This window comes from Paractinoplanes rishiriensis (genome assembly GCF_016862375.1).
GTDB lineage: Bacteria > Actinomycetota > Actinomycetes > Mycobacteriales > Micromonosporaceae > Actinoplanes > Actinoplanes rishiriensis.
Genome location: NZ_BOMV01000041.1, coordinates 37,081 through 59,331 on the forward strand (window position 1 = coordinate 37,081; position 22,251 = coordinate 59,331).

The 22,251-nt window shown below is 71.2% G+C and carries 20 protein-coding genes; 10 read left to right on the forward strand and 10 right to left on the reverse strand.

Features of this window, described 5'->3' with window-relative positions; all coding sequences use genetic code 11:
• Positions 1-17: 17 nt before the first annotated feature.
• The gene (locus Ari01nite_RS18785; RefSeq protein WP_203782559.1) at positions 18-659 is read right to left on the reverse strand and encodes a response regulator; all 642 of its coding nucleotides are present in this window, start codon (positions 657-659) and stop codon (positions 18-20) included.
• On the reverse strand, positions 656-1,771 hold the full coding sequence (locus Ari01nite_RS18790; protein ID WP_203782560.1) for a sensor histidine kinase: 1,116 nt from the start codon (positions 1,769-1,771) through the stop codon (positions 656-658). Before Ari01nite_RS18790 ends, Ari01nite_RS18785 begins: the two co-directional genes overlap by 4 nt.
• Positions 1,772-1,906: 135 nt before the next feature.
• Here Ari01nite_RS18790 and Ari01nite_RS18795 point away from each other — a divergent pair, with 135 nt between their 5' ends.
• Positions 1,907-2,485: a hypothetical protein gene (locus Ari01nite_RS18795; protein WP_203782561.1), complete on the forward strand. Its 579-nt coding sequence runs from the start codon at positions 1,907-1,909 to the stop codon at positions 2,483-2,485.
• Between the two features lie 70 nt (positions 2,486-2,555).
• Here the strand turns inward: Ari01nite_RS18795 and purD are convergent, their stop codons facing one another.
• Entirely contained in the window at positions 2,556-3,818 is a 1,263-nt protein-coding gene (gene purD, locus Ari01nite_RS18800; protein ID WP_203782562.1) for a phosphoribosylamine--glycine ligase, read from the reverse strand.
• Positions 3,819-3,935: 117 nt separating this feature from the next.
• Between purD and Ari01nite_RS18805 the strand changes: the two genes are divergently transcribed.
• The 3 genes from Ari01nite_RS18805 (at position 3,936) to Ari01nite_RS18815 (ending at position 8,215) form a co-directional block, all read left to right on the forward strand.
• On the forward strand, positions 3,936-5,228 hold the full coding sequence (locus Ari01nite_RS18805; RefSeq protein ID WP_203782563.1) for an adenylosuccinate synthase: 1,293 nt from the start codon (positions 3,936-3,938) through the stop codon (positions 5,226-5,228).
• Positions 5,229-5,230: 2 nt separating this feature from the next.
• Positions 5,231-6,199: a diacylglycerol kinase family protein gene (locus Ari01nite_RS18810; protein ID WP_203782564.1), complete on the forward strand. Its 969-nt coding sequence runs from the start codon at positions 5,231-5,233 to the stop codon at positions 6,197-6,199.
• A gap of 63 nt (positions 6,200-6,262) precedes the next feature.
• Positions 6,263-8,215: a MinD/ParA family ATP-binding protein gene (locus tag Ari01nite_RS18815; RefSeq protein WP_203782565.1), complete on the forward strand. Its 1,953-nt coding sequence runs from the start codon at positions 6,263-6,265 to the stop codon at positions 8,213-8,215.
• A gap of 38 nt (positions 8,216-8,253) precedes the next feature.
• Here the strand turns inward: Ari01nite_RS18815 and Ari01nite_RS18820 are convergent, their stop codons facing one another.
• Both Ari01nite_RS18820 and Ari01nite_RS18825 read right to left on the reverse strand, forming a co-directional pair.
• Positions 8,254-8,667 carry a DUF3151 domain-containing protein gene (locus tag Ari01nite_RS18820; protein ID WP_203782566.1) on the reverse strand — a complete coding sequence of 138 codons (414 nt, stop codon included), beginning with the start codon at positions 8,665-8,667 and terminating at the stop codon, positions 8,254-8,256.
• Between the two features lie 46 nt (positions 8,668-8,713).
• A complete protein-coding gene (locus Ari01nite_RS18825; RefSeq protein ID WP_203782567.1) occupies positions 8,714-9,724 on the reverse strand; it encodes an ADP-ribosylglycohydrolase family protein in 1,011 nt (336 codons plus the stop codon).
• Between Ari01nite_RS18825 and Ari01nite_RS18830 the strand changes: the two genes are divergently transcribed.
• Positions 9,723-10,922 (forward strand): LOG family protein, encoded by a 1,200-nt coding sequence (locus Ari01nite_RS18830; protein ID WP_203782568.1) that lies wholly within the window; start codon positions 9,723-9,725, stop codon positions 10,920-10,922. The genes Ari01nite_RS18825 and Ari01nite_RS18830 overlap by 2 nt on opposite strands.
• A gap of 16 nt (positions 10,923-10,938) precedes the next feature.
• On the opposite strand, the gene Ari01nite_RS18835 is transcribed toward Ari01nite_RS18830, so the two are convergent.
• Entirely contained in the window at positions 10,939-11,460 is a 522-nt protein-coding gene (locus Ari01nite_RS18835; protein ID WP_203782569.1) for a hypothetical protein, read from the reverse strand.
• A gap of 150 nt (positions 11,461-11,610) precedes the next feature.
• Positions 11,611-12,636: a class II fructose-bisphosphate aldolase gene (gene fbaA, locus Ari01nite_RS18840; protein ID WP_203782570.1), complete on the reverse strand. Its 1,026-nt coding sequence runs from the start codon at positions 12,634-12,636 to the stop codon at positions 11,611-11,613.
• Between the two features lie 164 nt (positions 12,637-12,800).
• Between fbaA and Ari01nite_RS18845 the strand changes: the two genes are divergently transcribed.
• The 5 genes from Ari01nite_RS18845 to Ari01nite_RS18865 all read left to right on the forward strand — a co-directional run bounded on the left by Ari01nite_RS18845 (position 12,801) and on the right by Ari01nite_RS18865 (position 19,372).
• On the forward strand, positions 12,801-14,375 hold the full coding sequence (locus Ari01nite_RS18845; RefSeq protein WP_203782571.1) for an LPXTG cell wall anchor domain-containing protein: 1,575 nt from the start codon (positions 12,801-12,803) through the stop codon (positions 14,373-14,375).
• Positions 14,372-14,554, forward strand: coding sequence for a hypothetical protein (locus Ari01nite_RS18850; protein WP_203782572.1), 183 nt, complete (start codon positions 14,372-14,374; stop codon positions 14,552-14,554). Before Ari01nite_RS18845 ends, Ari01nite_RS18850 begins: the two co-directional genes overlap by 4 nt.
• A gap of 44 nt (positions 14,555-14,598) precedes the next feature.
• A complete protein-coding gene (locus Ari01nite_RS18855; RefSeq protein ID WP_203782573.1) occupies positions 14,599-15,960 on the forward strand; it encodes a 3' terminal RNA ribose 2'-O-methyltransferase Hen1 in 1,362 nt (453 codons plus the stop codon).
• On the forward strand, positions 15,957-18,446 hold the full coding sequence (locus tag Ari01nite_RS18860; protein ID WP_203782574.1) for a polynucleotide kinase-phosphatase: 2,490 nt from the start codon (positions 15,957-15,959) through the stop codon (positions 18,444-18,446). Before Ari01nite_RS18855 ends, Ari01nite_RS18860 begins: the two co-directional genes overlap by 4 nt.
• A gap of 101 nt (positions 18,447-18,547) precedes the next feature.
• Positions 18,548-19,372, forward strand: coding sequence for a DedA family protein (locus tag Ari01nite_RS18865; RefSeq protein ID WP_239162842.1), 825 nt, complete (start codon positions 18,548-18,550; stop codon positions 19,370-19,372).
• A 219-nt stretch (positions 19,373-19,591) separates the two neighbouring features.
• On the opposite strand, the gene Ari01nite_RS18870 is transcribed toward Ari01nite_RS18865, so the two are convergent.
• The 3 genes from Ari01nite_RS18870 to Ari01nite_RS18880 form a co-directional block, all read right to left on the reverse strand.
• Positions 19,592-20,266, reverse strand: coding sequence for a class II aldolase/adducin family protein (locus tag Ari01nite_RS18870; RefSeq protein ID WP_203782575.1), 675 nt, complete (start codon positions 20,264-20,266; stop codon positions 19,592-19,594).
• 100 nt (positions 20,267-20,366) lie between these two features.
• The gene (locus tag Ari01nite_RS18875) at positions 20,367-20,744 is read right to left on the reverse strand and encodes an ArsR/SmtB family transcription factor (protein ID WP_014440216.1); all 378 of its coding nucleotides are present in this window, start codon (positions 20,742-20,744) and stop codon (positions 20,367-20,369) included.
• A gap of 1,255 nt (positions 20,745-21,999) precedes the next feature.
• A partial coding sequence (locus tag Ari01nite_RS18880) for a hypothetical protein (RefSeq protein WP_203782576.1) occupies positions 22,000-22,251 on the reverse strand: 252 nt, incomplete at its 5' end.

A 22,251-nucleotide genomic window follows, 5' to 3' on the forward strand; every position in this document is an offset into this window, starting at 1 on the left:
GGACGCCGGCCCCCGTTTCACGTCAGGCCGTGGTCGCGGGCATAGATCGCCGCCTGGGTGCGGTCGCGCAGGCCGAGCCGGCCGAGGATGTGCGAGACGTGGTTCTTGACCGTGCCCTCGCTCACGAACAGCTGCCGGGCGATCTCGCGGTTGGTGGCACCGCGCGCGATCAGCCGCAGCACCTCGTGCTCGCGCTCGGTCAGTTCCAGCCGCGGCCGCTCGGGTGGCACCCGGTCCAGCGCACCGACCAGCCGCCGGATGGCCGCGCTGTCGTGCTGGTCCACGCCGGCCCGGGCCAGGCGTACGGCCTGCGCCAACTCGCGCGGCGGCAGGTCTTTGAGCAGGTAGCCGCCGGTGCCGGCGCGCAGCGCGCGGAGCACGTACTCCTCGTCGTCGAATGTGGTGAGCATCAGCACCCGGCAGGACGGCAGCCGCTCCCGCAACAGTTCGGCCGCGTGCAGGCCGTCCAGCACCGGCATCCGGACGTCCATCAGCACCACCTCGGCCCGATTCCGCACGGCCAGTTCGACCGCCGCCCGGCCGTCCGCCGCGGTGCCGACCACCTCGATGCCCGGCTCGATGGCCAGCAACGACGCGATCCCTTCCCGGATCAGAGCCTGGTCGTCGGCGACCAGCACGCGGATCGGCTCGTCGCTCACCCGGCGCTCCCCACGCTCGCGGTCACCCGGGTGCCGTGGCCGGGCGCCGACTCGATCCGCACGGTGCCGCCGAGTGCCGCCAGCCGGTCCCGCATGCCCGGCAGGCCACTGCCGGTGGCCGACTCGACCGCGAAGCCCCGGCCGTTGTCGGCAACCTCCAGAGTGGCCGCGCCGGCGAAGCTCAGCGCCACCCGCACCAGGTCGGCACCGGCGTGCCGGCGCGCATTGGTGAGCGCCTCCTGCGCCACCCGGTAGAGCGCCTCGAGACCCGCCCGCGGATGGCCGGCCTCGCTGCCGGTGAGCTCCAGCGACACCCGAAAGTCCGGGTCGTCGAGCCCGTGGGCCAGCGTGGCCAGCGCCGCGGCCAGCGAGAACGGCTCGGCCCGGAGCGCGCCGACCGACTCGCGGACTTCCCGGAGAGCACGGCTGGCGGCGCTCTGCGCGTCGCGCACCGCACGATCGGCGACCTCGTCGTCGCGTACCCGAAACGCTTGTGCTTTTTGCAGTTGCACGCTGATCGCGGTGAGGTGGTGCCCGACGCTGTCGTGAATGTCGCGGGCCAGCCGGTTGCGCTCGGCGGCCGCACTCAACTCGGCCACCCGGCGCTGCGCCGCACTCAGCTCGGCGACCAGTTCCTCGGCCCGCATCCGGCTGCGCCGCTGCTGATCGGCAACCGCCGCGGCGGCCACCGACAGCACCGTCCCGATCAGGAACATCAGCAGGTCGGAGACGAGCTCGGGATTGCGGAACCAGTCCGGGACCGCGACCGTCCGCACCACCGCCACCAGCAGATAGCCGGCCGCCAGCCCGATGCTCCACCGGCGGCCGAGGGTGAAATACGCGAAGAACGGCACCAACACGTAGAGGACCCGCGCGAACCCGGGCCCGTCACCGGCGGCGACCACCTCGAGGAGTGCCATCCGGGCGATCAGCAGCCCGACCGCCCACCGCCCGCGCCGCGCCACCTGCTCGACGGCCAGCAGGGCCAGCAACCCACCCACGAAGGCGGCGAGCTCGCTCACCGACCAGCCCGGTGCCAGCCCCGCCGCCGCATAGGCCGCCCCGGTGGCCAGCACGGCGAGGTAGAGGGCCGAGGCCATCCAGCGTGTCACCAGGTCAGGCTAGGCGCGGGCGGCACACCGCCCCAAGCCCGGCGATCGAAGTCTGGCCAAAGGTCATGTGCCCCCGGCGTCCACGGTGGCCAGTTGGCACTGTCGGCGCCCATCGACGCCCGGCACGGTGAGCCCATGTCCGATTACCTGCTGTACCGCCTGGCCGGCTGGACCGGCCTGACCGGCGCAATCCTCATCGTGATCGCCGCCGCCCGCCGCGCCGGCCTGCTGCCCGAGACCGAACTGACCCACGCCCTGGCTCCACCCGCCTCGGCGCTGCTGCTGCTCACGCTGACCGCGCTCTATCTGTGCCAGCGCGCTCCCGCCGGCCGCCTGGGCCTGGCCGGCTTCGTCCTCAACCACCTGGGCCTGTCCGGCCTGTTCGCGATCGAGTTCCTCACCCACGCGCTCCGCAGCGTGAACATCGCTCCCGGCCGGCCCTACTTCCTGGTGGTGGCGGTGACGTTCCTGGCCGGCGTGCTGCTGTTCACCGCGGCGTCGTGGCGGGCGGGCGTGCTGCCGCGAGGGGCTTTGATCCTGTACGCGACCGGCCTGAGCGCGGCGGCGCTGCGCAACTCGGTACCCGAGCCGGTCTACCTGACCGGTCTGGTGGTGGGCGCAGCCGGCGTTTTGTGGTTGTCGCTGGCTCTGCTACGCACCACCGGCGGGTCGCCGGCGAAAATCGCTGCGGCGAACCGGGCTTCGGTCGCCTGATCGGGTCGGACGCGTCCAGCCGCGGTCGGAGGGGCCGTCCTTCCCGCCGTTTTGTGGCGACTCCAGCATTTCAGCGCCGAGAACGCGCCTCCAAGGGCTTGATGCGACCCTCCACGGCGGCCAGCGCGATATCCGTCCGGAACTGAGCGCCGTCCAACCGGACGCCGTCCACCAGCGCGTAGGCGGCGTCCCGGGCGCCGGCCAAGTCGGGACCGAGCGCCGTCACGCTCAACACCCGGCCGCCGGCCGAGATCAGGGCGCCGTCCTCGCGGCGGGCCGTGCCGGCGTGGATCACGCCGGGGACCTCCGCGCCCTCGATCACGTCGCCGGTGCGCGGGGTGCCGGGGTAGTTGTGGCTGGCCACCACCACCGTGATCGCGGCGCCGTCGTGCCAGCGCAGCGGCGGGTGCTCGGCCAGCCGGCCGGTCGCGGCCGCCTGCAGCAGGCCGGCCAGGGGCGTGGCCAGCAGCGCCAGCACCACCTGGGTCTCCGGGTCGCCGAAGCGGGCGTTGAACTCGATGACCTTGGGGCCGTCGGGGGTGAGCGCCAGCCCGACATAGAGCAGGCCGGCGAACGGGGTGCCGCGGTCGCGCATCTCGGCCAGCGTGGGCTCGACCGTCTCGCGGAGCACCCGCGGCACCAGGTCGTCCGGGGCCCAGTCGAGCGGGGCGTAGGCGCCCATGCCGCCGGTGTTCGGGCCCGCGTCGCCGTCGCCGAGGCGCTTGAAGTCCTGGGCCGGCATCAGCGGGACGGCCGCGGCGCCGTCGGTCACCACGAACAGCGACACCTCGGGGCCGGAGAGGTACTCCTCGATCACGACCTTGCCGCAGTCGGCCGCGTGCTGCACGGCCACCTCGAGCGAGTCGGTGACCACCACGCCCTTGCCGGCGGCGAGACCATCATTCTTGACCACGTACGGGGCACCCAGCTCGTCGAGAGCGCGGGCCACCTCGTCCGCTTCCGTGCAGGCGTACGAGCGCGCGGTCGGCACCCCGGCCGCCGCCATCACGTCCTTGGCGAACGCCTTCGACCCCTCCAACTGGGCGGCCGCCGCGCTCGGCCCGAAGCAGGCGATGCCCTTGGCCCGCACCGCGTCGGCGACCCCGGCCACCAGCGGCGCCTCGGGACCGACCACCACCAGGTCGGCGGCCAGCTCGACGGCCAGCGCCGCGACCGCCGCCGGATCGGTGGCCGTGACTGGGTGCAGCTCAGCCAGCTGGGCAATTCCCGGATTACCGGGGGCCGCGGCCAGGAAGTCCACGGACGGGTCGGCAGCGAGGCCCACGGCGAGGGCGTGCTCGCGCCCGCCGGACCCGATCAGAAGTACGCGCACGACGGGCGATCCTACCGGCGCTGTCCTTCCCCACGTCGCACAGCAGGGCAGTCGCGTAAACTTCGGCAGTACCCGGGCTTCGCCGAGTACCAATCCAGCTGGAAAGGCGTCACAGAAGTGCCGGTGATCGTGTTGGTCGGCGCCCAATGGGGCGACGAGGGCAAGGGCAAGGCCACTGACCTGCTGGGCGACCGGCTGGACTACGTCGTCAAGTTCAACGGCGGCAACAACGCCGGCCACACCGTGGTGATCAAGGGCGAGAAGTACGCGCTGCACCTGCTCCCCAGTGGCATCCTCACGCCGGGGGTGACCCCGGTGATCGGCAACGGGGTGGTGGTCGACCTCGCCGTCCTGTTCCAGGAGATCGACGGCCTCGAGGCCCGCGGCACCGACACCTCGCGGCTGCGGATCAGCGCGAACGCACACGTCATCCCGTCCTACAACCGCTCGCTCGACAAGGTCAGCGAGCGCTACCTGGGCGCACGCCGGATCGGCACCACGGGACGCGGCATCGGGCCCACCTACGCCGACAAGATGAACCGGATTGGCGTACGCATCCAGGATCTTTTCGACGAGTCGATCCTGCGGCAGAAGGTCGAGGCCGCGCTGACCTTCAAAAACCAGGTCCTCTCCAAGATCTACAACCGGCAGGCGGTCAAGGCCGACGAGGTGGTCGCCGAGCTGCTGTCCTACGTCGACCGGCTGCGGCCCTACGTGGGCGACACCGCGCTCGAGCTGGCCGAGGCGATCGACGCCGGCAAGGTGGTGCTCTGCGAGGCCGGTCAGGCCACCCTGCTCGACGTCGACCACGGCACCTACCCGTTCGTGACCAGCTCCAACGCCACCTCGGGCGGGGCCTGCACCGGCTCCGGCATCCCGCCGACCCGGATCGACCGGGTGGTCGCGGTGCTCAAGGCGTTCACCACCCGGGTGGGCGAGGGCCCGTTCCCCACCGAGCTGCACGACAAGTTCGGCGACTATCTGCGCGAGGTCGGCCACGAGTACGGCACCACCACCGGCCGGCCCCGCCGGATCGGCTGGCTCGACCTGGTGATCGGCCGCTACGCGCAGCGGATCAACGGGGTCACCGACTTCGCTCTGACCAAGCTGGACAACTACGACGACCTCGACGAGATCCCGGTGTGCGTCGCCTACGACGTGCACGGCGTCCGGCACGACGAGATGCCGATCAGCCAGAGCGACTTCCACCACGCCACCCCGATCTACGAGACGCTGCCCGGCTGGAAGCAGGACATCTCCGGCTGCCGCACGTTCGAGGACCTGCCCAAGGACGCCCAGCGCTTCGTCGAGTTCGTCGAGCAGCGCCTCGGCGCCCGCATCTCGATCGTCGGCGTCGGCCCCGGCCGCGAGGCGGTCATCGAGCGTCACTCGGTGCTGAGCGAGGTCTGACGGTGTACGACGTCGTGCTGCTCAGCCTCGCGGAGGGCGGCGGCTCCGCGGAGGAAGGTGCTTGCGGCTCCAGTTGCGGCGGTTGCGGCACCGCGGAGCGCGCCGCGTGCGGGCCGCGGGTCCCGGTGCTGGAGTGTGCGGCCGCGCTCACCGCGGCCGGCGCCCGGGTCGAGACGGTCACGGCCGCCTCCGACCGGGAGATCGACGACGTCCTGTCCCGTTTCGACGGCCCGGTCCGGCCGGATGGTCTGACCTGGCCCGACCCCGACACCAAGACCAGGTTGGTGGTGGCCACCGCTGTCGACGGCCAGTTGCGCGCCGTCGTGCGCAGGCTGGTTCGGCGGTACGCCCCGGCGCCCAGCAAACGGCCGGCCGACCTCGCGGCCAACCGCACCGTCCCCGATCTGCCGCCGCTGGCCATCCTGCCGCTCGACCCGGCCGGCACCACCGATCTGGCCGCCCAGCTGGGCCTGCCGCGCACCCCGGCGGCGGTGGCGGCGGCCGTGCTGACCGGCCCGGTGCGGCGGCTCGACCTGCTGCGCAACGACGGCGGTTCGGTCACCGTGGACGGTGCCCTGATGGGCGGCGCCGACGACGCCGGGCGGGCGGTGCCGTGGCGCGGCCGGGTCGAGGTGGACGACACGGTCCTGTCCGACGGCAGCGAGCCGATCCTGGCCTGCGCGATCGGCAACGGCGGCGGCTACGCCGAGTTCGACGGCCTGCGCCTGCTGTCCGACGGCGACCCCACGGACGGCCGGGTCGAGGTGGCGGTGGCCGTGCCGAGCATCGTCAAGCAGCGCTTCCGCGGCACCAGGGTGCGGGTCGAGGTGCGCCGGGCCCGTGGCCGGGCGGTGTCCGTGCTGCCCCGCGACGGCGAGTTGCAGTTCCTCGACGACGGGGTGGGCGGCTCGATCAACCGCAAGCGTTCCTGGTGGACCGAGCCCGGGGCGTGGGCGGTGTACGCGCGCTGAGCGACTGTGCGAGTCTGGATGTAGTACTTCAGTTCTACGAGGTGTTACGGGGAGGACGCTTCCGTGGAGGACGAGAACGCCGACCGCGTCTACGTACCGGGGACGAATCCCACGCCCCCGGATCGGGACGTGGAGCCGTTCTGGGCGCAGGAGGAGCTGGAGGCTCCCGTGCACGGTGGCCGGCCCGTACCGCACGAGGCGCCACCGGCCGTGCCACTGCCGGGACCGCCGCCGGGGCCGCCTCCCGGGCCGCCGGGGGTCTACCGTCCGGATCGACCGGCCCAGATTCCGGTGCCGGCGCCGCCGCCCGCCACGACGCAGGTGCCGGTCCCGCCGCGGCCCGCCACGACGCAGGTGCCGATCCCACTGCCGCCCACCGTGCCCCACCAGCGGCCCCCGGTCCCGCCGCAGCAGCCTTCGCCGCCGCCGCCGACGCAGGCCTGGCCCAACCTCGAGCCGCCGGCCACCGCAGCGCACGAGCCCTCGACCGACGCCACCGGCCCCGAGCAGACCGGCCCAGCGCAGACCGGCCCCAAGCAGACCGGCCAGCAGCGGACCGGTCCGACCGTGCCGGTTTCCGGCTCTCCGGCGGCTGCTGAGCCCATCTCGGCCGCGCCCACCTCCGGCGCCGGCACGCCGCCCTCCACTCCGGATACGCCCTGGTCACATCCGCCGCAGCGGCCCGAGCCGGCGGCACCGGAACCGGCCCGCGCCACCGGCTCGGCGTCCGTGCCCGGCATCGTCCGGCCCGACCAGCAGCCGCCGCCTCCCCCGCCGCCGCAGCAGCCGGGGCCTGCGTCCGACCCGTCGAACGCCGCGATCTACCGGCCCGGCCCGCTCCCTCCTCCGGGTCCGGTCCCGCCGCATTATCAGCAGTCCGTGCCGCCGCAGCCCATGCCGCCGCAGCCCATGCCGCCGCAGCCCGTGCAGCCGCAGCCCGGTCCGCCGCGCAACGGCCCGTACCCGCCCACGGTCGACCCGCGCGCGCTTCCGCCGTACCAGCAAATGCCGCAACCTCCGCAGCAAGCCGGACCACCGCCGCCGGCCGATCCGTTCCAGGATCTGCCGTGGGTGTCCGACGGCAACACGCCGACCGCCGAGGAGTTCGCCCGGCGCCGGATGGCCAAGCCGGCCGATCCGGTCGCCACCCAGGGGCCCCGGGCGATCCTGCGCAAGGGCACGATGGGCCTGGTCAAGATGGCGCCGGGCCGGCGCGAGCAGGAATACAAGCAGGACGTCGAGATGGTCCGCCGCAACTTCGGCGGGCTGCGCCAGGTGACCGTGGTCAACCCCAAGGGCGGTGCCGGCAAGACCGTGGCCGTGCTGCTGCTCGCCATGACGTTCGGCCAGAAGCGCGGCGGTTACGTGCTGGCCTGGGACAACAACGAGACCCAGGGCACCCTCGGCATGCGGGCGCAGCAGGACTTCCACGCCCGCACGGTCCGCGACATGATGCGCGACCTGCAGCTGTTCCGCGGTTCACAGGGCCGGGTCGGCGACCTGTCGCAGTACGTGCGGGCCCAGGGCGAGGGCATGTTCGACGTGCTCGCCTCGGACGAGTCGGCCACGGCCGGCGAGATGCTCACCTCGAGCGCGTTCGCCGAGATCCGTGAGATCGTCAGCCGGTTCTACAAGCTGATCTTCGTGGACACCGGCAACAACGTGCGCGCCCAGAACTGGCAGGCGGCCATCGACGCCACGGACCAGCTGGTGATCACCATGTCGGCCCGTAACGACTCGGCCGAGACCGCCGCCCGGATGCTCGATCACCTCGAGCAGAGCGGCCGCCAGCGGCTGGTACGCCAGGCGATCAGCGTGGTCTCGATGCCGCCGACCCGCAAGGACATCGACCTCCCCGCGATCCAGCGCCACTTCGCGGCCCGCACCCGAGCCGTCCTGCTGGCACCGTACGAGAAGCTCATCGACTCCGGCGAGCCGCTCCGCTACGGCCAGCTCTCCAGCAACACGAAGGACGCCTGGCTGAAGATCGCGGCCGCGGTGGCCGAGGGCCTGTAGCGCGCCCCCGGCCGGCCAGCACGATCAGGACAGTACGATCAGGACAGGGCGTCGGCGGCAGCCGGGTCGCTGTCCCGCAGGAACTGGGCACAGCGGGCCGCCTCGTCCGCCTCGCCGATCTCGGCGGCAGCCTGCGAGAGGCTGTGCAGGCAGCGCAGGAAGCCCTGGTTGGCGGGGTGCGACCAGGGCACCGGACCGTGCCCCTTCCAGCCGTTGCGGCGCAGCGCGTCGAGGCCGCGGTGATATCCGGTGCGGGCGTACGCATACGCGGTGACCGGCTCGCCGGCGGCCAGCGCGGCACTGGCCAGGGCGGCCCACGCGGCGCTGTAGGCCGGGTGCGCCGCCGCGACGGCCTTGAACTCGGCCTCGGTGCCGGCCGCAGCCAGTTCCTTGTCGGCCGCAGCGTCGGCGGGCAGCAGGGTGGCCGGTGGCTCGGGCATCAGATTCTGCATAACCTCATTCAACCGGTCGCACCAGGATGAATTCCTGGCGGGGTTATCAGTCCCACGCCGCGGCGAGGCGGGCCAGCCGGTCGGCGTACTCGATCCGGTGTTGCCAGGCCGCCGGCCAGGCGGCGAGTCCGCGAGCCGCACCCGCGAAGGCGCCGGCCAGGCACGCGATGGAATCCGAGTCGCCGGACGACGCGGCGCCGCGGCCGAGCACCGCGACCGGCTCGTCCGGCGAGATCAGGTAGCAGTAGAGCGCGGTGGCCAGCGCCTCCTCGGCGATCCAGCCGGCGCCGGTGGCCAGGCACGGGTCGCCCGCGAAGTCACCCTTGGCGAGCGCCGCCGACACCCGGTCGAGGGCCGCCGCACATTCGTCCCAGCCGCGCGCGATGAAGCCCTCCGGCGAATCCATCCCAGGTTGCTGCCAGAGGTCACCGAGCCAGTCGGACCGGTAGATGGTGCGCTGCTGATCGCAGCGATCCCGCAGCGTGGCCAGCAGATCGTCCGGCGCCAGGCCACCGCGGAGAAACCAGCAGGCGTACGCCGTGAGCTCGCTCGCCGCCAAGCCGGTGGGATGGCCGTGAGTGAGCGCCGCCTGCAACTGGGCCGCCCCGGACCGCTGGTCGTCGGTCAGCCCCGGGATCAGGCCGACCGGCGTGACCCGCATGTTGGCGCCGCACCCCTTGGAGGAGGCCTGGGTGGCCCGCTGCCAGGGTCCGCCCTCGGCCAGCGCCCCGCAGGCCCGCAGGCAGGTCATCCCGGGCGCGCGGTTGTTGTCCGGGCTCTGCGCCCAAGCCAGGAACGCCTCCCGGAGCAGCGGTTCGAGGACGTCCGGGCTGATCTCGGGTGCGGCCAGCAGCGACTCGCCGACCGCGAGCGCCATCTGGGTGTCGTCGGTGACCAGGGCCGGATCGCCGGTCAGTTCGGTCGGACCGGCCGGGCCGTATCGGGCGACAATTGCCGCGTAATCCTCGAACTCGGTCGGTTTGCCGAGCGCGTCCCCGTACGCCAGCCCGTAGAGCGATCCCGCGGCATTTTGCACGGTCGTTACCCTACGTGGCATGTCCGGTGATCCGCTGCTGCCCGTCCTCGGCGGGGAGATCCCGTTCGACTCCACCGCGTTGGAGGTGGAGTCCCGGGCCGAGTTCGAGATCCACCTGGCCCGGCGGTCGCTGGCCGGTCTCGTGGTGCTGGGCCTGCGCCTCGACCTGGACCCACCCGACTTCTCCGGGGTCGACGTGTCCGGCGCGCTGTTCGTCGGCTGCCGGCTGGCCGGCGAAACCGTGGAGATCGACCTGATCCGGCGCGGTGCGCACCTGGTGCCGCCGTTCGAGGCCCGGCCGTACCCGACCCATCCGGCCACTCTGTACACCCCGGAGGACCTGTCCTTCGGGTTCGCCGAGGACGGCTTCGCGGGGATGTACGACACCCTGGTCTACCAGCATTTCCTGGAGCACGGTGGGGCGTCGCCGGACATCCGCGAGGCGCTGTCCCAGCGGCTGCACGACGCCGGCATCGACAACGCGCTAGGCAAGGCGCTGGCCGCCTGGGTGTGCGGCCGCGACGTCAAGGCCGCGGTCGGGATCATGGGCGGCCACGCGGTGCCGCGCGGCTCCTCGGCCTACCGCATCGCGGCCATGCTGGCCTGGCGGCTCGCCTCAGTGGGCCGGCTGGTGGTCACCGGCGGCGGGCCGGGCGTGATGGAGGCGGCCAACCTGGGCGCGTACTTCAACGACCGGCCGGCCTCGCAGCTGGTCACGGCGATCGACCGGCTGGCGGCGGCACCGCACTTCGCCGATCACGAGCCGTTCACGGCGGCCGCGCTGGCGGTGCGCGCGGCCTATCCGGCCCCGGCCACCGCGGTGTCCGACGTGGTGGGCCGGCTGCGGCACGGCGGCCTGGCTCTGCCCACCTGGCTGTACGGGCACGAGCCGGCCAACCTGTTCGCCGGCCAGATCGGCAAGTACTTCTCGAACGCCGTCCGGGAGGACTCGATCCTGCGGCTGGCCCGGGGCGGCATCGTGTTCGCGCCCGGCTGGGCCGGCACCGTGCAGGAGATCTTCCAGGCCGCGACGAAGACCTTCTACCAGACCGACGGGCCGTCCGGGCCGTTCGTCTTCCTCGGCGTCGACCACTGGCGGCAGTTGCCGGTGGAGGCGCTGCTGCGGCCGTTGCTGGCCCGGTCACCGCAAGGCGATCAGTCCCACCTCGTGGTGGTCACCGACTCGATCGACGTCGCCCTCACCGCGTTGGCCCGATGAGTCAGGCCCGTATGAGTCAGGCAATGTGGACGCGGCGCCAGTGCGTCACCGGCAGGTCCCTCTCCGGTAGATCGGTGAGGCCGTTCTCGTCCATGGCGTTGTAGACGGCCAGCCGGGACCCGTCGAACAGGAACTCGACCGCGTGCAGGACGCGCGGCCGCCAGTCCGCTCGGGTGACCAGCTCGATGACGTTGACGGCCTTCAGGATCTGGCCGCGGGCCCGGCGCAGCGCCGCGTGCGGGTCGGGCCGCCAGTCGAAGTGCTCGTACCAGTCGATCGGCACCGACATGTCGATCTCGTCCCAGGTGATCGCGCACTCGTCGAATTTACGGTGTGTTATTTCGACGCGCGTGACCCCAAAGTCGAGAACCACCGGCCCGTCGGCGAACCAGCCTCGTTCGGCCATGTCCCACATCAGCCAGCCGGACCGCAGCTTACGGCCGATGAGCCGCACAAACTTGGTGCGGTGGACCGCTGCAAGAGCCTCGGCGTCGTGGTGCCACGCCGGTGCATAGCCCTCGATACCCAGCAATGTCATGATCCTCCGTTTTCCGGAGGACGATCGATCGTATACATACCTCTCAGTAACCCTGCAACACGAAGTGGGCCTTTAGTCCGCTTTCGGGTGGTGGGCGGGGTGGTTGGATGGCGCCGGTCCCCTGTTCGGGGACCGGCAGTCACCGAACAATTACTTCGAGAGGGTGGTGCCCACCGAGCGGAGGTTCTCGCAGGCCTCGACGACCCGCTTGGCCAGACCGTTCTCGGCCAGCTTGCCCCAGGCGCGCGGGTCGTACTGCTTCTTGTTGCCGACCTCGCCGTCCACCTTGAGCACGCCCTCGTAGTTGCGGAGCATGTGGTCGGCCACCGGCCGGGTGAACGCGTACTGCGTGTCGGTGTCGATGTTCATCTTGACCACGCCGTAGTCCAGCGCGCCGTGGATCTCCGACAGCAGCGAGCCGGAGCCGCCGTGGAAGACCAGGTCGAGCGGCTTCTCCTTGCCGTACTTCGCGCCGATCGCGTCCTGGATCTCCTTGAGGATCTCGGGGCGCAGCTTGACGTTGCCCGGCTTGTAGACGCCGTGCACGTTGCCGAAGGTCAGCGCGGTCAGGTAGCGGCCCTTCTCGCCCAGGCCGAGGGCCGCGGCGGTGGCCAGGCCGTCCTCGACGGTCGAGTACAGCTTGTCGTCGATCGCGGCGGAGACGCCGTCCTCCTCGCCGCCCACGACGCCGACCTCGATCTCGAGGATGATGTGCGCGGCCGCGGTGTCGCGGAGCAGTTCCTCGGCGATCTGCAGGTTCTCGTCGAGCGGCACGGCCGAGCCGTCCCACATGTGCGACTGGAACAGCGGGGCCTGACCGCGGCCGACCCGCTCCTTGGAGATCGCCACCAGGGGCCGGACGAACTTGTCGAGCTTGTCCTTGGGGCAGTGGTCGGTGTGCAGCGCCACGTTGATCGGGTAGTTCTTGGCGACCACGTGCGCGAACTCGGCGAGCGCCACGGAGCCGGCGACCATGTCCTTCACCGTCGGGCCGGAGACGTACTCGGCGCCGCCGGTGGAGATCTGGATGATGCCGTCGCTGCCGGCCTCGGTGAAGCCCTGCAGGGCCGCGTTGAGGGTCTGCGAGGACGTCACATTGATCGCCGGATAGGCGAACGCGCCGGCCTTGGCGCGGTCGATCATCTCGGCGTAGACCTCGGGAGAAGCGATAGGCATCGGGTGCGCTCCTTGCTCATTGCGTACTGGGAGACAGAGGGCAGGACCGCGCTGTCCTCCAGCAGGCAGTATTCCGCAGGCGTCCGGACGATGGGAAATCACCCCGGAACTCGGAACGAGAACCCGGCACATCCCGCATACCTCGCAATCTAGGCTCAGACCCTATGGGGTCGATCCTGCGCCTTCTGGCTGCTGCACTCCTGTTCACGCTCCCGGCCGGCGCGGCCGCCGCGGCGCCTGCCACCCCCACCGTCGAGGCGCATGTCGGTGGCCTCACGCTCGCACCGGACGGTCCTGAGAAGATCACCATGATGTGGCTGCGGGCCACCGACGCCACGCTGTCCGAGCACAGCTTCACGATGACCGTCGACTTCACGGACATCGCCGGATTTGCCGAGTTCAACATGGGGCTGGTGGTCAGTTCCGAGTTCAACACCATCGGTTCGCTCGCCGGATCCCCAGCGGAATCACCAGGGCCATGCCAGCGCACAGACACCACCTTCACCTGCGCCTGGGACGAGACGATCTATCGGCCGGACACCATTTCGGCGTTCGGGCTCCTGATGGCCGAGCCCAAGGACGGTGCCGTCGCCGGGGCCGAGGGCAAGGTAGCGATCACCACCCGGATCGACGGCGGCGAAGCCACCACCACCGAATCCACGGTCCGGGTCGGGGTCGCCGTGGACGTCGCCGCCGCCGAGGACCTCGAGGTCTCGACCGTGGCCGGCGAGGCGGCGAACACCAGCCCGGCGGTGCGCAACGCCGGTTCGGCCGATGTCAACGGCGTGGTCATGTACGTGGCCTCCGATGCCCGGCTGCTGCTCGACACGTCCTATTCCAACTGCCGCTACGGCGACGGCCGGATGGCGTGTGTCTTCGACGACGTGGTGCCGGCCGGCGGCGGCCGGGTCCTCGACCAGCCGCTCCGGCTGCGCCCGCCGGCCGACTCGGTGCCCGGCAGCCAGGCCCAGGTCGTCGTGCAGTGGATGACGAAGACCGAGTGGGAGGACTTCGCGCCGGGTCTGCCCGAGGACTTCCTCGACGTGCCCGGCGTCGACCCACCGCTCACCCTCACCGAGGCGGCCGGCGCCCAGGCCGATCCGGAGTCGGACATCGAGCCCGAGAACGACACCGGCACCATCACGCTGACCGTGACCGGCACCGACGCCCCGGACTTCGCGGCGATCGGCGCACAGGTCACCTCGGACCCGAGCGGGAGCGCGACGATCCAGGTCGGCGCCCGGAACGTCGGCCCGGGCACGCTGTATCCCGACCTCTACCCCAACAACCAGGTGCACACCCAGGTCGTCCTGCCGTCCAACGTCGAAGTCAGGAGTGCCGACGACCGGTGCGAACAGAACGGCGAGACCTTCGTCTGTTACGCCACCGAGACGATGGAGCCGGGCTACGGCGACACCTTCGACTTCGCCCTTCAGGTGCAGGCCGGCCCCGGGCGGGCCGGGCAGGCCGCGGTCGCCGACACCCTGACCGGCCAGGCCGGTGCCGAGGCCGCCGACTCGGCCAACAACCTCGCCGACATCGTGGTGACCCGGGCGGACGGCGGCGGCTCCGGCGGCGGCCTGCCGGTCACCGGTTCCCAGGCGGCCGGCACCGCGGCGGTCGGCCTCGCGATGATCGCCATCGGGCTTATCGCGGTACGCCGTCACCGGCGCCCGGTTTGCGCGCATGCTGTGCGGGGAACGGGGCCTGGACGCCACCGGAAGGGGACCGCGAGATGACGTATCCCGAAAACATCGATCTGGAAACGCCCGAGGCGGACGCCGCCGAGCAGGCCGCCAGCGCCCGGCTGGAGGACGACGGCCTCGAGGAGAGGTCGACCACGCTGGCCGACGAGACGCCGGTCTGGGACGCGCAGGAACAGCACCGGGTGGTCGAACTCGACGACGACTACCGATGACAAATCTGTCGCCGGGCGGCCCGGCACGCCGGATCATCTAGGTTGTGCTGCTGACCCTGACGACCACCCGCCGCCCGGCCACCGACCTCGGCTACCTGCTGGTCAAGCACCCCGACCGGGTGCACTCGTTCGACGTGCCCACCGGCACCGCGTACGTGCTCTATCCCGAGGCGACCGACGAACGGTGCACGGCGGCACTGCTGCTCGACGTCGATCCGCAGCGACTGCGCAGCCAGCGGGACACCTTCGAACTCGGTCAGTACGTCAACGACCGCCCGTACGCGGCCTCCAGCCTGCTCGCCGCGGCACTGGCCAAGACCTTCCGCAGCGCCATGCGCGGCGCCTCCAAGGACCGGCCGGAACTCGCCGCCGAGAGCATCCCGCTGGAGATCCGGGTGCCGGTGCTGCGCGGCACCACCGATCTGGCCGCCCGGCTGTTCGGCCCGTTGGGCTGGGACGTCACCGCCACGCCGATCCCGCTGGAGCCGGAGATCGGCGGCGACAGCCGGTACGTCGACCTGCGGCTGGCCGGCACCGCCCGGCTCGCCGACGCGCTCAACCACCTGTATGTGCTGCTGCCGGTCCTCGACGACGCCAAGCACTACTGGGTCGCGCCCGACGAGATCGACAAGCTGCTCCGCTCGGGTGCGGGCTGGCTCGCCAACCATCCCGAGAAGGTGCTGGTCGCGCGCCGCTACCTCGCGCACCGCAAGCACCTGGCCGATTCGGCGCTGAGCCGGCTCGAGGTCGACGAGCCGCCGGCCGAGGAGGAGGCGGAACTGCCGGTCGCCCGCAAGGTCTCGCTGGCCGAGCAGCGCCGGGACGCGGTGCTGGCCGCGCTCGCCGAGGTGGACGCGGCCCGCGTGCTCGACCTGGGCTGCGGCGGCGGCGCTCTGCTCGCCGCCCTGGCCAAGGACCGCCGCTTCACCGAGATCGTCGGCTGCGACGTGTCGTCCCGGGCCCTCGACCAGGCGAGCCGCCGGGTGCGCCTTGACCGGCTGCCCGAGCGGCAGCGCGACCGGATCAAGCTGTACCAGTCGGCGCTCACCTACCGTGACGACCGGCTGCGCGGCTACGACGCGGCCGTCCTCATGGAGGTCATCGAGCACGTCGACCCGCCGCGGCTGCCCGCGCTGGAGGCGACGGTGTTCGGGCACGCCCGGCCCAGGGCGGTCGTCGTGACCACCCCGAACGCCGAATACAACGTGCACTACGAGGGCCTGAGCGGGATGCGGCACTCGGACCACCGCTTCGAGTGGACCCGAGCCGAGTTCGAGGACTGGGCCCGGCGCACCGCGGACCGGTACGGCTACGCGGTGACGTTCCGGCCGGTCGGCGAGGAGCACGAGACCACCGGCCCACCCACCCAGCTGGCAATCTTCACGAGTACGGAGGTGACCGCATGATCGACATCCCGGAGCTCTCGCTCGTCGCGCTGGTCGGCATCTCCGGATCCGGCAAGTCGACCTTCGCCGGTACGCATTTCAAGCCCACCCAGGTGCTGTCCTCCGACTACTTCCGGGGCCTGGTGGCCGACGACGAGAACGACCAGTCCGCCTCGGGCGACGCGTTCGAGGTGCTGCACTACGTGGCCGGCAAGCGGCTGGCGGCCGGGCGGCTCACCGTGGTCGACGCCACCAACCTGCTGCCGCACGCCCGGGCCGGCCTGGTCAAGGTGGCCCGCGAGCACGACGTGCTGCCGGTGGCGATCGTCCTGGACGTGCCGGAGGCGCTCGCCTGGGAACGCACCGAATCCCGGCCGGACCGCACGTTCGGCCGTCAGGTGATCAGCCGCATGCACCGTGACCTGCGACGTTCGCTCGGGTCGCTGGCCCGGGAGGGGTTCCGCAAGGTGCACGTGCTGCGCGGTCCCGACGAGATCGCGGCTGCCGAGATCCGGTACGAGAAGCTGTTCAACGACAAGCGCGAGCTGACCGGCCCGTTCGACATCGTCGGCGACGTGCACGGCTGCCGGGTAGAACTGGTGGCGCTGCTCGGCAAGCTCGGCTACGAGGTGGTGCTCGACGAGGCCGGGCACGCGGTCAACGCCGTACACCCGCACGGCCGTACCGCGGTCTTCGTGGGTGACCTGGTCGACCGGGGTCCGGACGCGCCGGGCGTCCTGCGCCTGGTGATGGGCATGGTGGCGGCCGGCACCGCGCTGTGCGTGCCGGGCAACCACGAGCAGAAGCTGGCCCGCAAGCTCAACGGCCGCAACGTGCAGCTCACGCACGGCCTGCCGGAGACGCTCGAGCAGCTGGCCCGCGAGCCCGACGAGTTCACCGCCGAGGTCAAGACCTTCATCGAGGGCCTGGTCAGCCACTACGTGCTGGACGACGGCAAGCTCGTGGTGGCGCACGCCGGCCTCAAGGAGGCCTACCAGGGCCGGGCGTCCGGGCGGGTGCGCAGCTTTGCGCTGTATGGGGAGACGACCGGCGAGACCGATGAGTACGGCCTGCCGGTGCGCTACCCGTGGGCGCGCGACTACCGCGGTTCGGCGGCGGTCGTCTACGGCCACACCCCCACCCCGAAGCCCGAGTGGATCAACAACACCATCTGCCTCGACACCGGTTGCGTCTTCGGCGGCGAGCTGACCGCGCTGCGCTGGCCGTCGCGCGAGCTGGTGGCGGTGCCGGCCGCCAAGGAGTACTACGCCCCGGTGCGGCCACTCGTCGCCGCAACCCGGCCGGACGACGGTCTCGACCTGACCGACGTCACCGGTCGCCGGCACCTCGATTACGGGTACGGGCGGACGACCGTCGCCGCCGAGAACGCGGCCGCGGCCCTGGAGGTGATGAGCCGGTTCGCGCTGGACCCGGCCACGCTGGTCTGGCTGCCGCCGACGATGGCGCCTTGCACGACCTCGACCCTCGACGACTACCTGGAGCACCCGTCCTCGGCCTTCGCCGACCTGCGCGCCGCCGGCGTCGACCGGGTGGTGTGCGAGGAGAAGCACATGGGCTCGCGCGCCGTGGTCCGGGTCTCGCGGACCGGTGCCGGCGACGCGATCTGGACCCGCACCGGCCGGCCGTTCTTCGGCCCCGAGCTGGATGAGCCGCTGCTCGCCCGGGTGCGTGCCGCGGCCACCCCGCTGTTCGCCGAGCTGGCGACCGACTGGCTGCTGGTCGACGCCGAGCTGTTGCCCTGGTCGGCCAAGGCCGGCGGGCTGATCCGGGAGCGCTACGCCGGGATCGGCGCGGCCGGCCGGCACGCGCTGCCCGCCGCCCTCGGGGTGCTCGACCGGGTGGCCGCCCGTGGGCTGGACGTGGCCGCGTTGCGCGACCGGATCCAGCTGCGCACCGCGGAGATCGACGGATACACGGCCGCCTATCGCGCGTACGTGAAACCCACCGACGGCCTCGCCGGGGTGACGCTCGCGCCGTTCGCGCTCCTGGCCGGCGCCGGCGCCTCGTACACCCGAAAGGATCATGGCTGGCACCTGGCGCAGGCGGACCGCCTGGTCGCGGCAGACCCGGAGTTCTTCACCCCGACCCGCCGCATGGTGGTCGACCTCGGTGATCCCGCGGCCGAGTCGGCCGCCACCGAGTGGTGGCTCACGCTCACCGGCGCGGGCGGCGAGGGCATGGTGGTCAAGCCGTACGGTGGACTGGCCGTCACCGAGGGTAAGGGCCGCCTCGTCCAGCCGGGCGTGAAGTGCCGCGGCCGGGAGTACCTGCGGATCATTTACGGTCCCGAGTACACCCGCCCCGAGCAGCTCGCCGGTCTCCGCCGACGCAATCTCGGCCGTAAGCGCAACCTGGCACTGCGCGAGCACGGCCTGGGCCTGGCCGCCCTGGACCGGCTGGCCGAGGGTGCGCCGGTGTGGCGCGTCCACGAGCTGGTCTTCGCCATCCTGGCGGCCGAGTCGGAACCGGTCGACCCGCGTCTATGACCCACGTAGTACCAATGTCGGATTCGGACAACCTGTCGTACTGAAATTCCACAGGATCTACTCAGGGACCGGCTACCAGGAGGCCGGTACCCTGGCTCCTCGTGGACATCCGTGCGCTGACCGAGCAGCTCGCCCTCAATCCCATGGACCCGACGGAACTGATCCAGACCTTCGGCCTGATCGGTATCTGGGCGATCATGTTCGCCGAAACCGGCCTGCTGGTCGGCTTCTTCTTCCCGGGCGACTCACTGCTGTTCCTGGCCGGCATCGCTTCCTCGCCGGTGGCCGACTCGGTCTTCGGCGAGGGCACCCGCCTGTCGTACGTGGGCCTGCTGATCGGCGCGCCGCTGGCCGCCATCGTGGGTGCACAGCTCGGGCACTGGCTGGGTGCCCGCTACGGCCGGCGGATGTTCGACAAACCCGAGTCAAAGCTTTTCAAGAAGGAGTACGTCGAAAAGGCGGAGTACTACTTCGAGAAGTTCGGCCCGGCCAAGGCCGTCGTGCTGGCCCGGTTCATCCCGATCGTCCGCACGTTCCTCAACCCGGTGGCCGGCACGCTGGGCATGCCCGCCAAGAAGTTCTTCCTGTGGAACGTGGTCGGCGCCATCCTCTGGTGCGACGGCATCCTGATCATCGGGCACGTGCTGGCCCAGCAGATCTACGACGCCATCGGCGACAAGATCGACCGGTACATCCTGCCGGTGGTGGCCCTGATCATCCTGATCTCGGTGCTGCCGATCCTCGTCGAGATCGTCCGCGAGCGCCGCCTCAAGAAGAAGAAGAAGGTCAAGTCCGACGAGCTGGACGCCGCGGCCGCGGTCGGCGTGGTCGCCGCTGCCAGCATCGCCGGCCTGGTCGAGGCCGCCCACCACCACCACGACGACGAGGACGGCCACCCGCACAAGCCGCGCTCGCACCGCCGCTGACGCAGCGGCCCTCCACCGGCTCAGCCGAAACTGGCCGCGCCCCCGCTCGGACGGGGACGCGGCCAGTTCTATGCCGATGTCCGGTTTTGGCCTTGTCTGGTGTGCACTTAACGGTTCACAAGCCTTTAACACCCGACACAGTGGATTTCTACCGCTCCCGCGCCGCAAATCAGCATGATCACGACACGACGGTCTCGTCCGGGTGTGCTGGTGACGCCGTCAGATCGAGACGGCGGCGGAACCGGAAAGCCGGTCCAGGAACTGCTCCGGGCAGTCGCGCAGGTTTTCCAGGCGACCCGCCGCGAGCGCGCGGTAGGTCAGCTGGGCTGCCTCTTCGAGGTTGCGCGCCCTCTTGTGGGCGAGCTCGACCGAGTCACCCATCACGACACAGCCGTGGTGGCTCAGCACCAGGCAGTCCGTGCCGTCGGCAGCCATCGCCGCGGTAAGGGCCGCGACCTCGGTGCTGCCGGGATGCCGGAACGGCACCGTGGAGACCCGCCGCAGGTAGTAGGCGTGGTCGGTGGTGACGATCCGAATGTGTTCGCCCAGTGCGTCAAGCAGCAGGGCGGTCTGCGGATGCAGATGAACGACGGCGTTGACGTCCGGGCGGGCCCGGTACAACGCCAGGTGCAGGGCTACTTCGCTGGTCGGCTCGAGGCGCGGCGGCGGCACGGAGCCGACCGTCGCGGGCGAGCCATCTGATATCCGTACGGCCGCGAAGCTGCCCCGGCTGAGCCGGTCGAGCCAGGAACCGCTCGCGGTCACCCAGATGGCGTCCTCGTCGGGAACGCGGGCGGACAGGTTGCCGCCCGAACCGACGACGAGGCCCGCCTGGACCACGTCGTAGCCCACGTGCGCGAGCTGATCGCGCAGATCGCCGGGGACGTAGTTCATCCGTTTACTCCTCGGGTCCGGGGGGTGGACTGGAGGCGGGACTTCGGCCTGGCGCCACGCCCCCATAACCATTGGTGGCGCCAGGCGCTGTCCCGTACGGTCAGCGAGCCTTCTTGGTGGCCCGCTTGCGGGGCGGAGTCAGCAGGTCGGCAATAGTTGCGATGGCGGTCGGAACGAGGCGGTAGTAGGCCCACACGCCACGCTTCTCCCGCTCCAGGAGGCCGGCCTCGGTCAGAATGCGCAGGTGGTGGCTCACGGTCGGCTGCGAGAGGCCCAGAGGGGCCGTCAGGTCGCAGACGCACGCTTCGCCGTCCGTTGCAGACTGGATGAGGCTCAGCAGCCGCAGCCGGGCCGGGTCGGCGAGTGCCTTCAGCACTCCCGCGAGCCGCTCGGCGTCGGCACGTTCAATAGGCTCGCCGGCAAGCGGCGAGATCTGAGGCATTGTCATTTCCGCCAACGCAGTTCCCACGATCTCCATCCTTCCACCAACTGCATCGATTCTCCTGCATGTGTGCAGGAACGAACCGGCTAACTTTCAGGCCGTAAGGCCGATATCGATCACCTTGTTGGTTGATCGCGGGACCCTGTCCCGGACAACCTTTACCGCGGGACCGACTTCGGTCTCTGCCACCTGCAACGCCTCAGCCGCCGTCTGGTCGCTGCCCGTGCGTGTCGGGCTCTCGATCCCCGCCCCCAGGGTGAGCCGCCCCACATTGTCAATTCATCGATCCGTTTCGGACCGACCGTCCGTATCCACTGACGCTCCACACCACCTCGCCGCTGTCATGTCGCCACGCTGCGCGATCTCCTAGTCCTCGGCGGCAGGCGCCAGGAGTTCACGACCCGATGAAAGCACGGGACCACGCTCCGCGACGGACAATTCAGTGATGAATTTACGCAGGTCGTGCCGTGCTTCCATGCATCGAGCGTACTGGCTGGAACGAAACCGGAACCTTTCGCCCCGCCGGGAAGGAAGGGAACTATTGACGCACTGCATTGACTCAATCTGAAAACAAACTTAACAGTTAAGGTAGACGGTTTCGCCCGCCCGGGCAGGCATCGACGCAGCTCAAAGCCCTTATGTCCGCCGTCACACCGCCTAGCGGCGACAGATCACCCGGTCGAGGTGCTGGGAAGGTCCTGTGAATCGCGTGATCTGACCTTTACCCATCCAGCGAAAAACACCCTCCGGTCGGTTGGCCGCCAACCGACCGGACAGCCGATAGGGGGACATCACAGGATGACAAAGCTACCCCGTTCGGGTGACCCACCGAGGTCGATACGGGACAGCCTGTGACCACTACTCGACCGGCCGGGCCCAGTACTCGTCATCCGAACGGGTAACGCCCGCCTCCCGTCGCCGCGCACCGGAGTCATCCTCAGCACGCTCCGCAACCGTCCCACCGCCGCTCTTTGCGGCCGTATCGCCATCACCCCCACCCGATTCGGCCGACCCGCCGCCGACCGAATCGGCAGCCGAACTCCCACCGGTCGTCGCCCCGTCACCCCGGTCAGAACCGGACGCTGGACTCCCGGCCCCCGCACCATCGGCGACCCCGGCCTCGTTCAGCACCCCACCGCGAACGCCCGTAGATCCACCAGACTCGGCCGACGAGGACGCGGGTGTGGTCTCGGTCACCCCGTCCCCCGCCGGAGGCGCGGACGCCGCCGAGGAGGGCTCCGGAGTGGTATCCGTCACTCCGCCACTCGCGGCAGGCGATCCCGACGCAGCCTCACCACTCGCCGCGGCCGGCAATCCCGCCGAAGGCGCCGCGGAAGCGGCCGCACTCGCCCCGGTCGGCGCGGAGGCCGCATCCGGCGAAGAGCCGTAGCCGGGCGGCGGCATGTACGCCTGATCCGGCAGCGGTCCAGAAGGCGTCGACCAGACCCCGTAGCCGCCGGCGTTCGGCGGCGGCGTGAACCCGGGACCCTGGCCCGGCGCCGCACCAGGCCCGTAGGCACCCGGCCCGGGCGGCGCGGAGGAA

Excerpts from the sequence above, each read along its gene's own strand:
- Ari01nite_RS18795 (WP_203782561.1), top strand. The coding sequence starts at position 1,907 with ATGTCCGATTACCTGCTGTACCGCCTGGCCGGCTGGACCGGCCTGACC.
- Ari01nite_RS18820 (WP_203782566.1), bottom strand. The coding sequence starts at position 8,667 with ATGCAGAATCTGATGCCCGAGCCACCGGCCACCCTGCTGCCCGCCGAC.
- Ari01nite_RS18830 (WP_203782568.1), top strand. The coding sequence starts at position 9,723 with ATGTCCGGTGATCCGCTGCTGCCCGTCCTCGGCGGGGAGATCCCGTTC.
- Ari01nite_RS18825 (WP_203782567.1), bottom strand. The coding sequence starts at position 9,724 with ATGCCACGTAGGGTAACGACCGTGCAAAATGCCGCGGGATCGCTCTAC.
- Ari01nite_RS18835 (WP_203782569.1), bottom strand. The coding sequence starts at position 11,460 with ATGACATTGCTGGGTATCGAGGGCTATGCACCGGCGTGGCACCACGAC.
- fbaA (WP_203782570.1), bottom strand. The coding sequence starts at position 12,636 with ATGCCTATCGCTTCTCCCGAGGTCTACGCCGAGATGATCGACCGCGCC.
- Ari01nite_RS18845 (WP_203782571.1), top strand. The coding sequence starts at position 12,801 with ATGGGGTCGATCCTGCGCCTTCTGGCTGCTGCACTCCTGTTCACGCTC.
- Ari01nite_RS18850 (WP_203782572.1), top strand. The coding sequence starts at position 14,372 with ATGACGTATCCCGAAAACATCGATCTGGAAACGCCCGAGGCGGACGCC.
- Ari01nite_RS18860 (WP_203782574.1), top strand. The coding sequence starts at position 15,957 with ATGATCGACATCCCGGAGCTCTCGCTCGTCGCGCTGGTCGGCATCTCC.
- Ari01nite_RS18870 (WP_203782575.1), bottom strand. The coding sequence starts at position 20,266 with ATGAACTACGTCCCCGGCGATCTGCGCGATCAGCTCGCGCACGTGGGC.
- Ari01nite_RS18875 (WP_014440216.1), bottom strand. The coding sequence starts at position 20,744 with ATGGAGATCGTGGGAACTGCGTTGGCGGAAATGACAATGCCTCAGATC.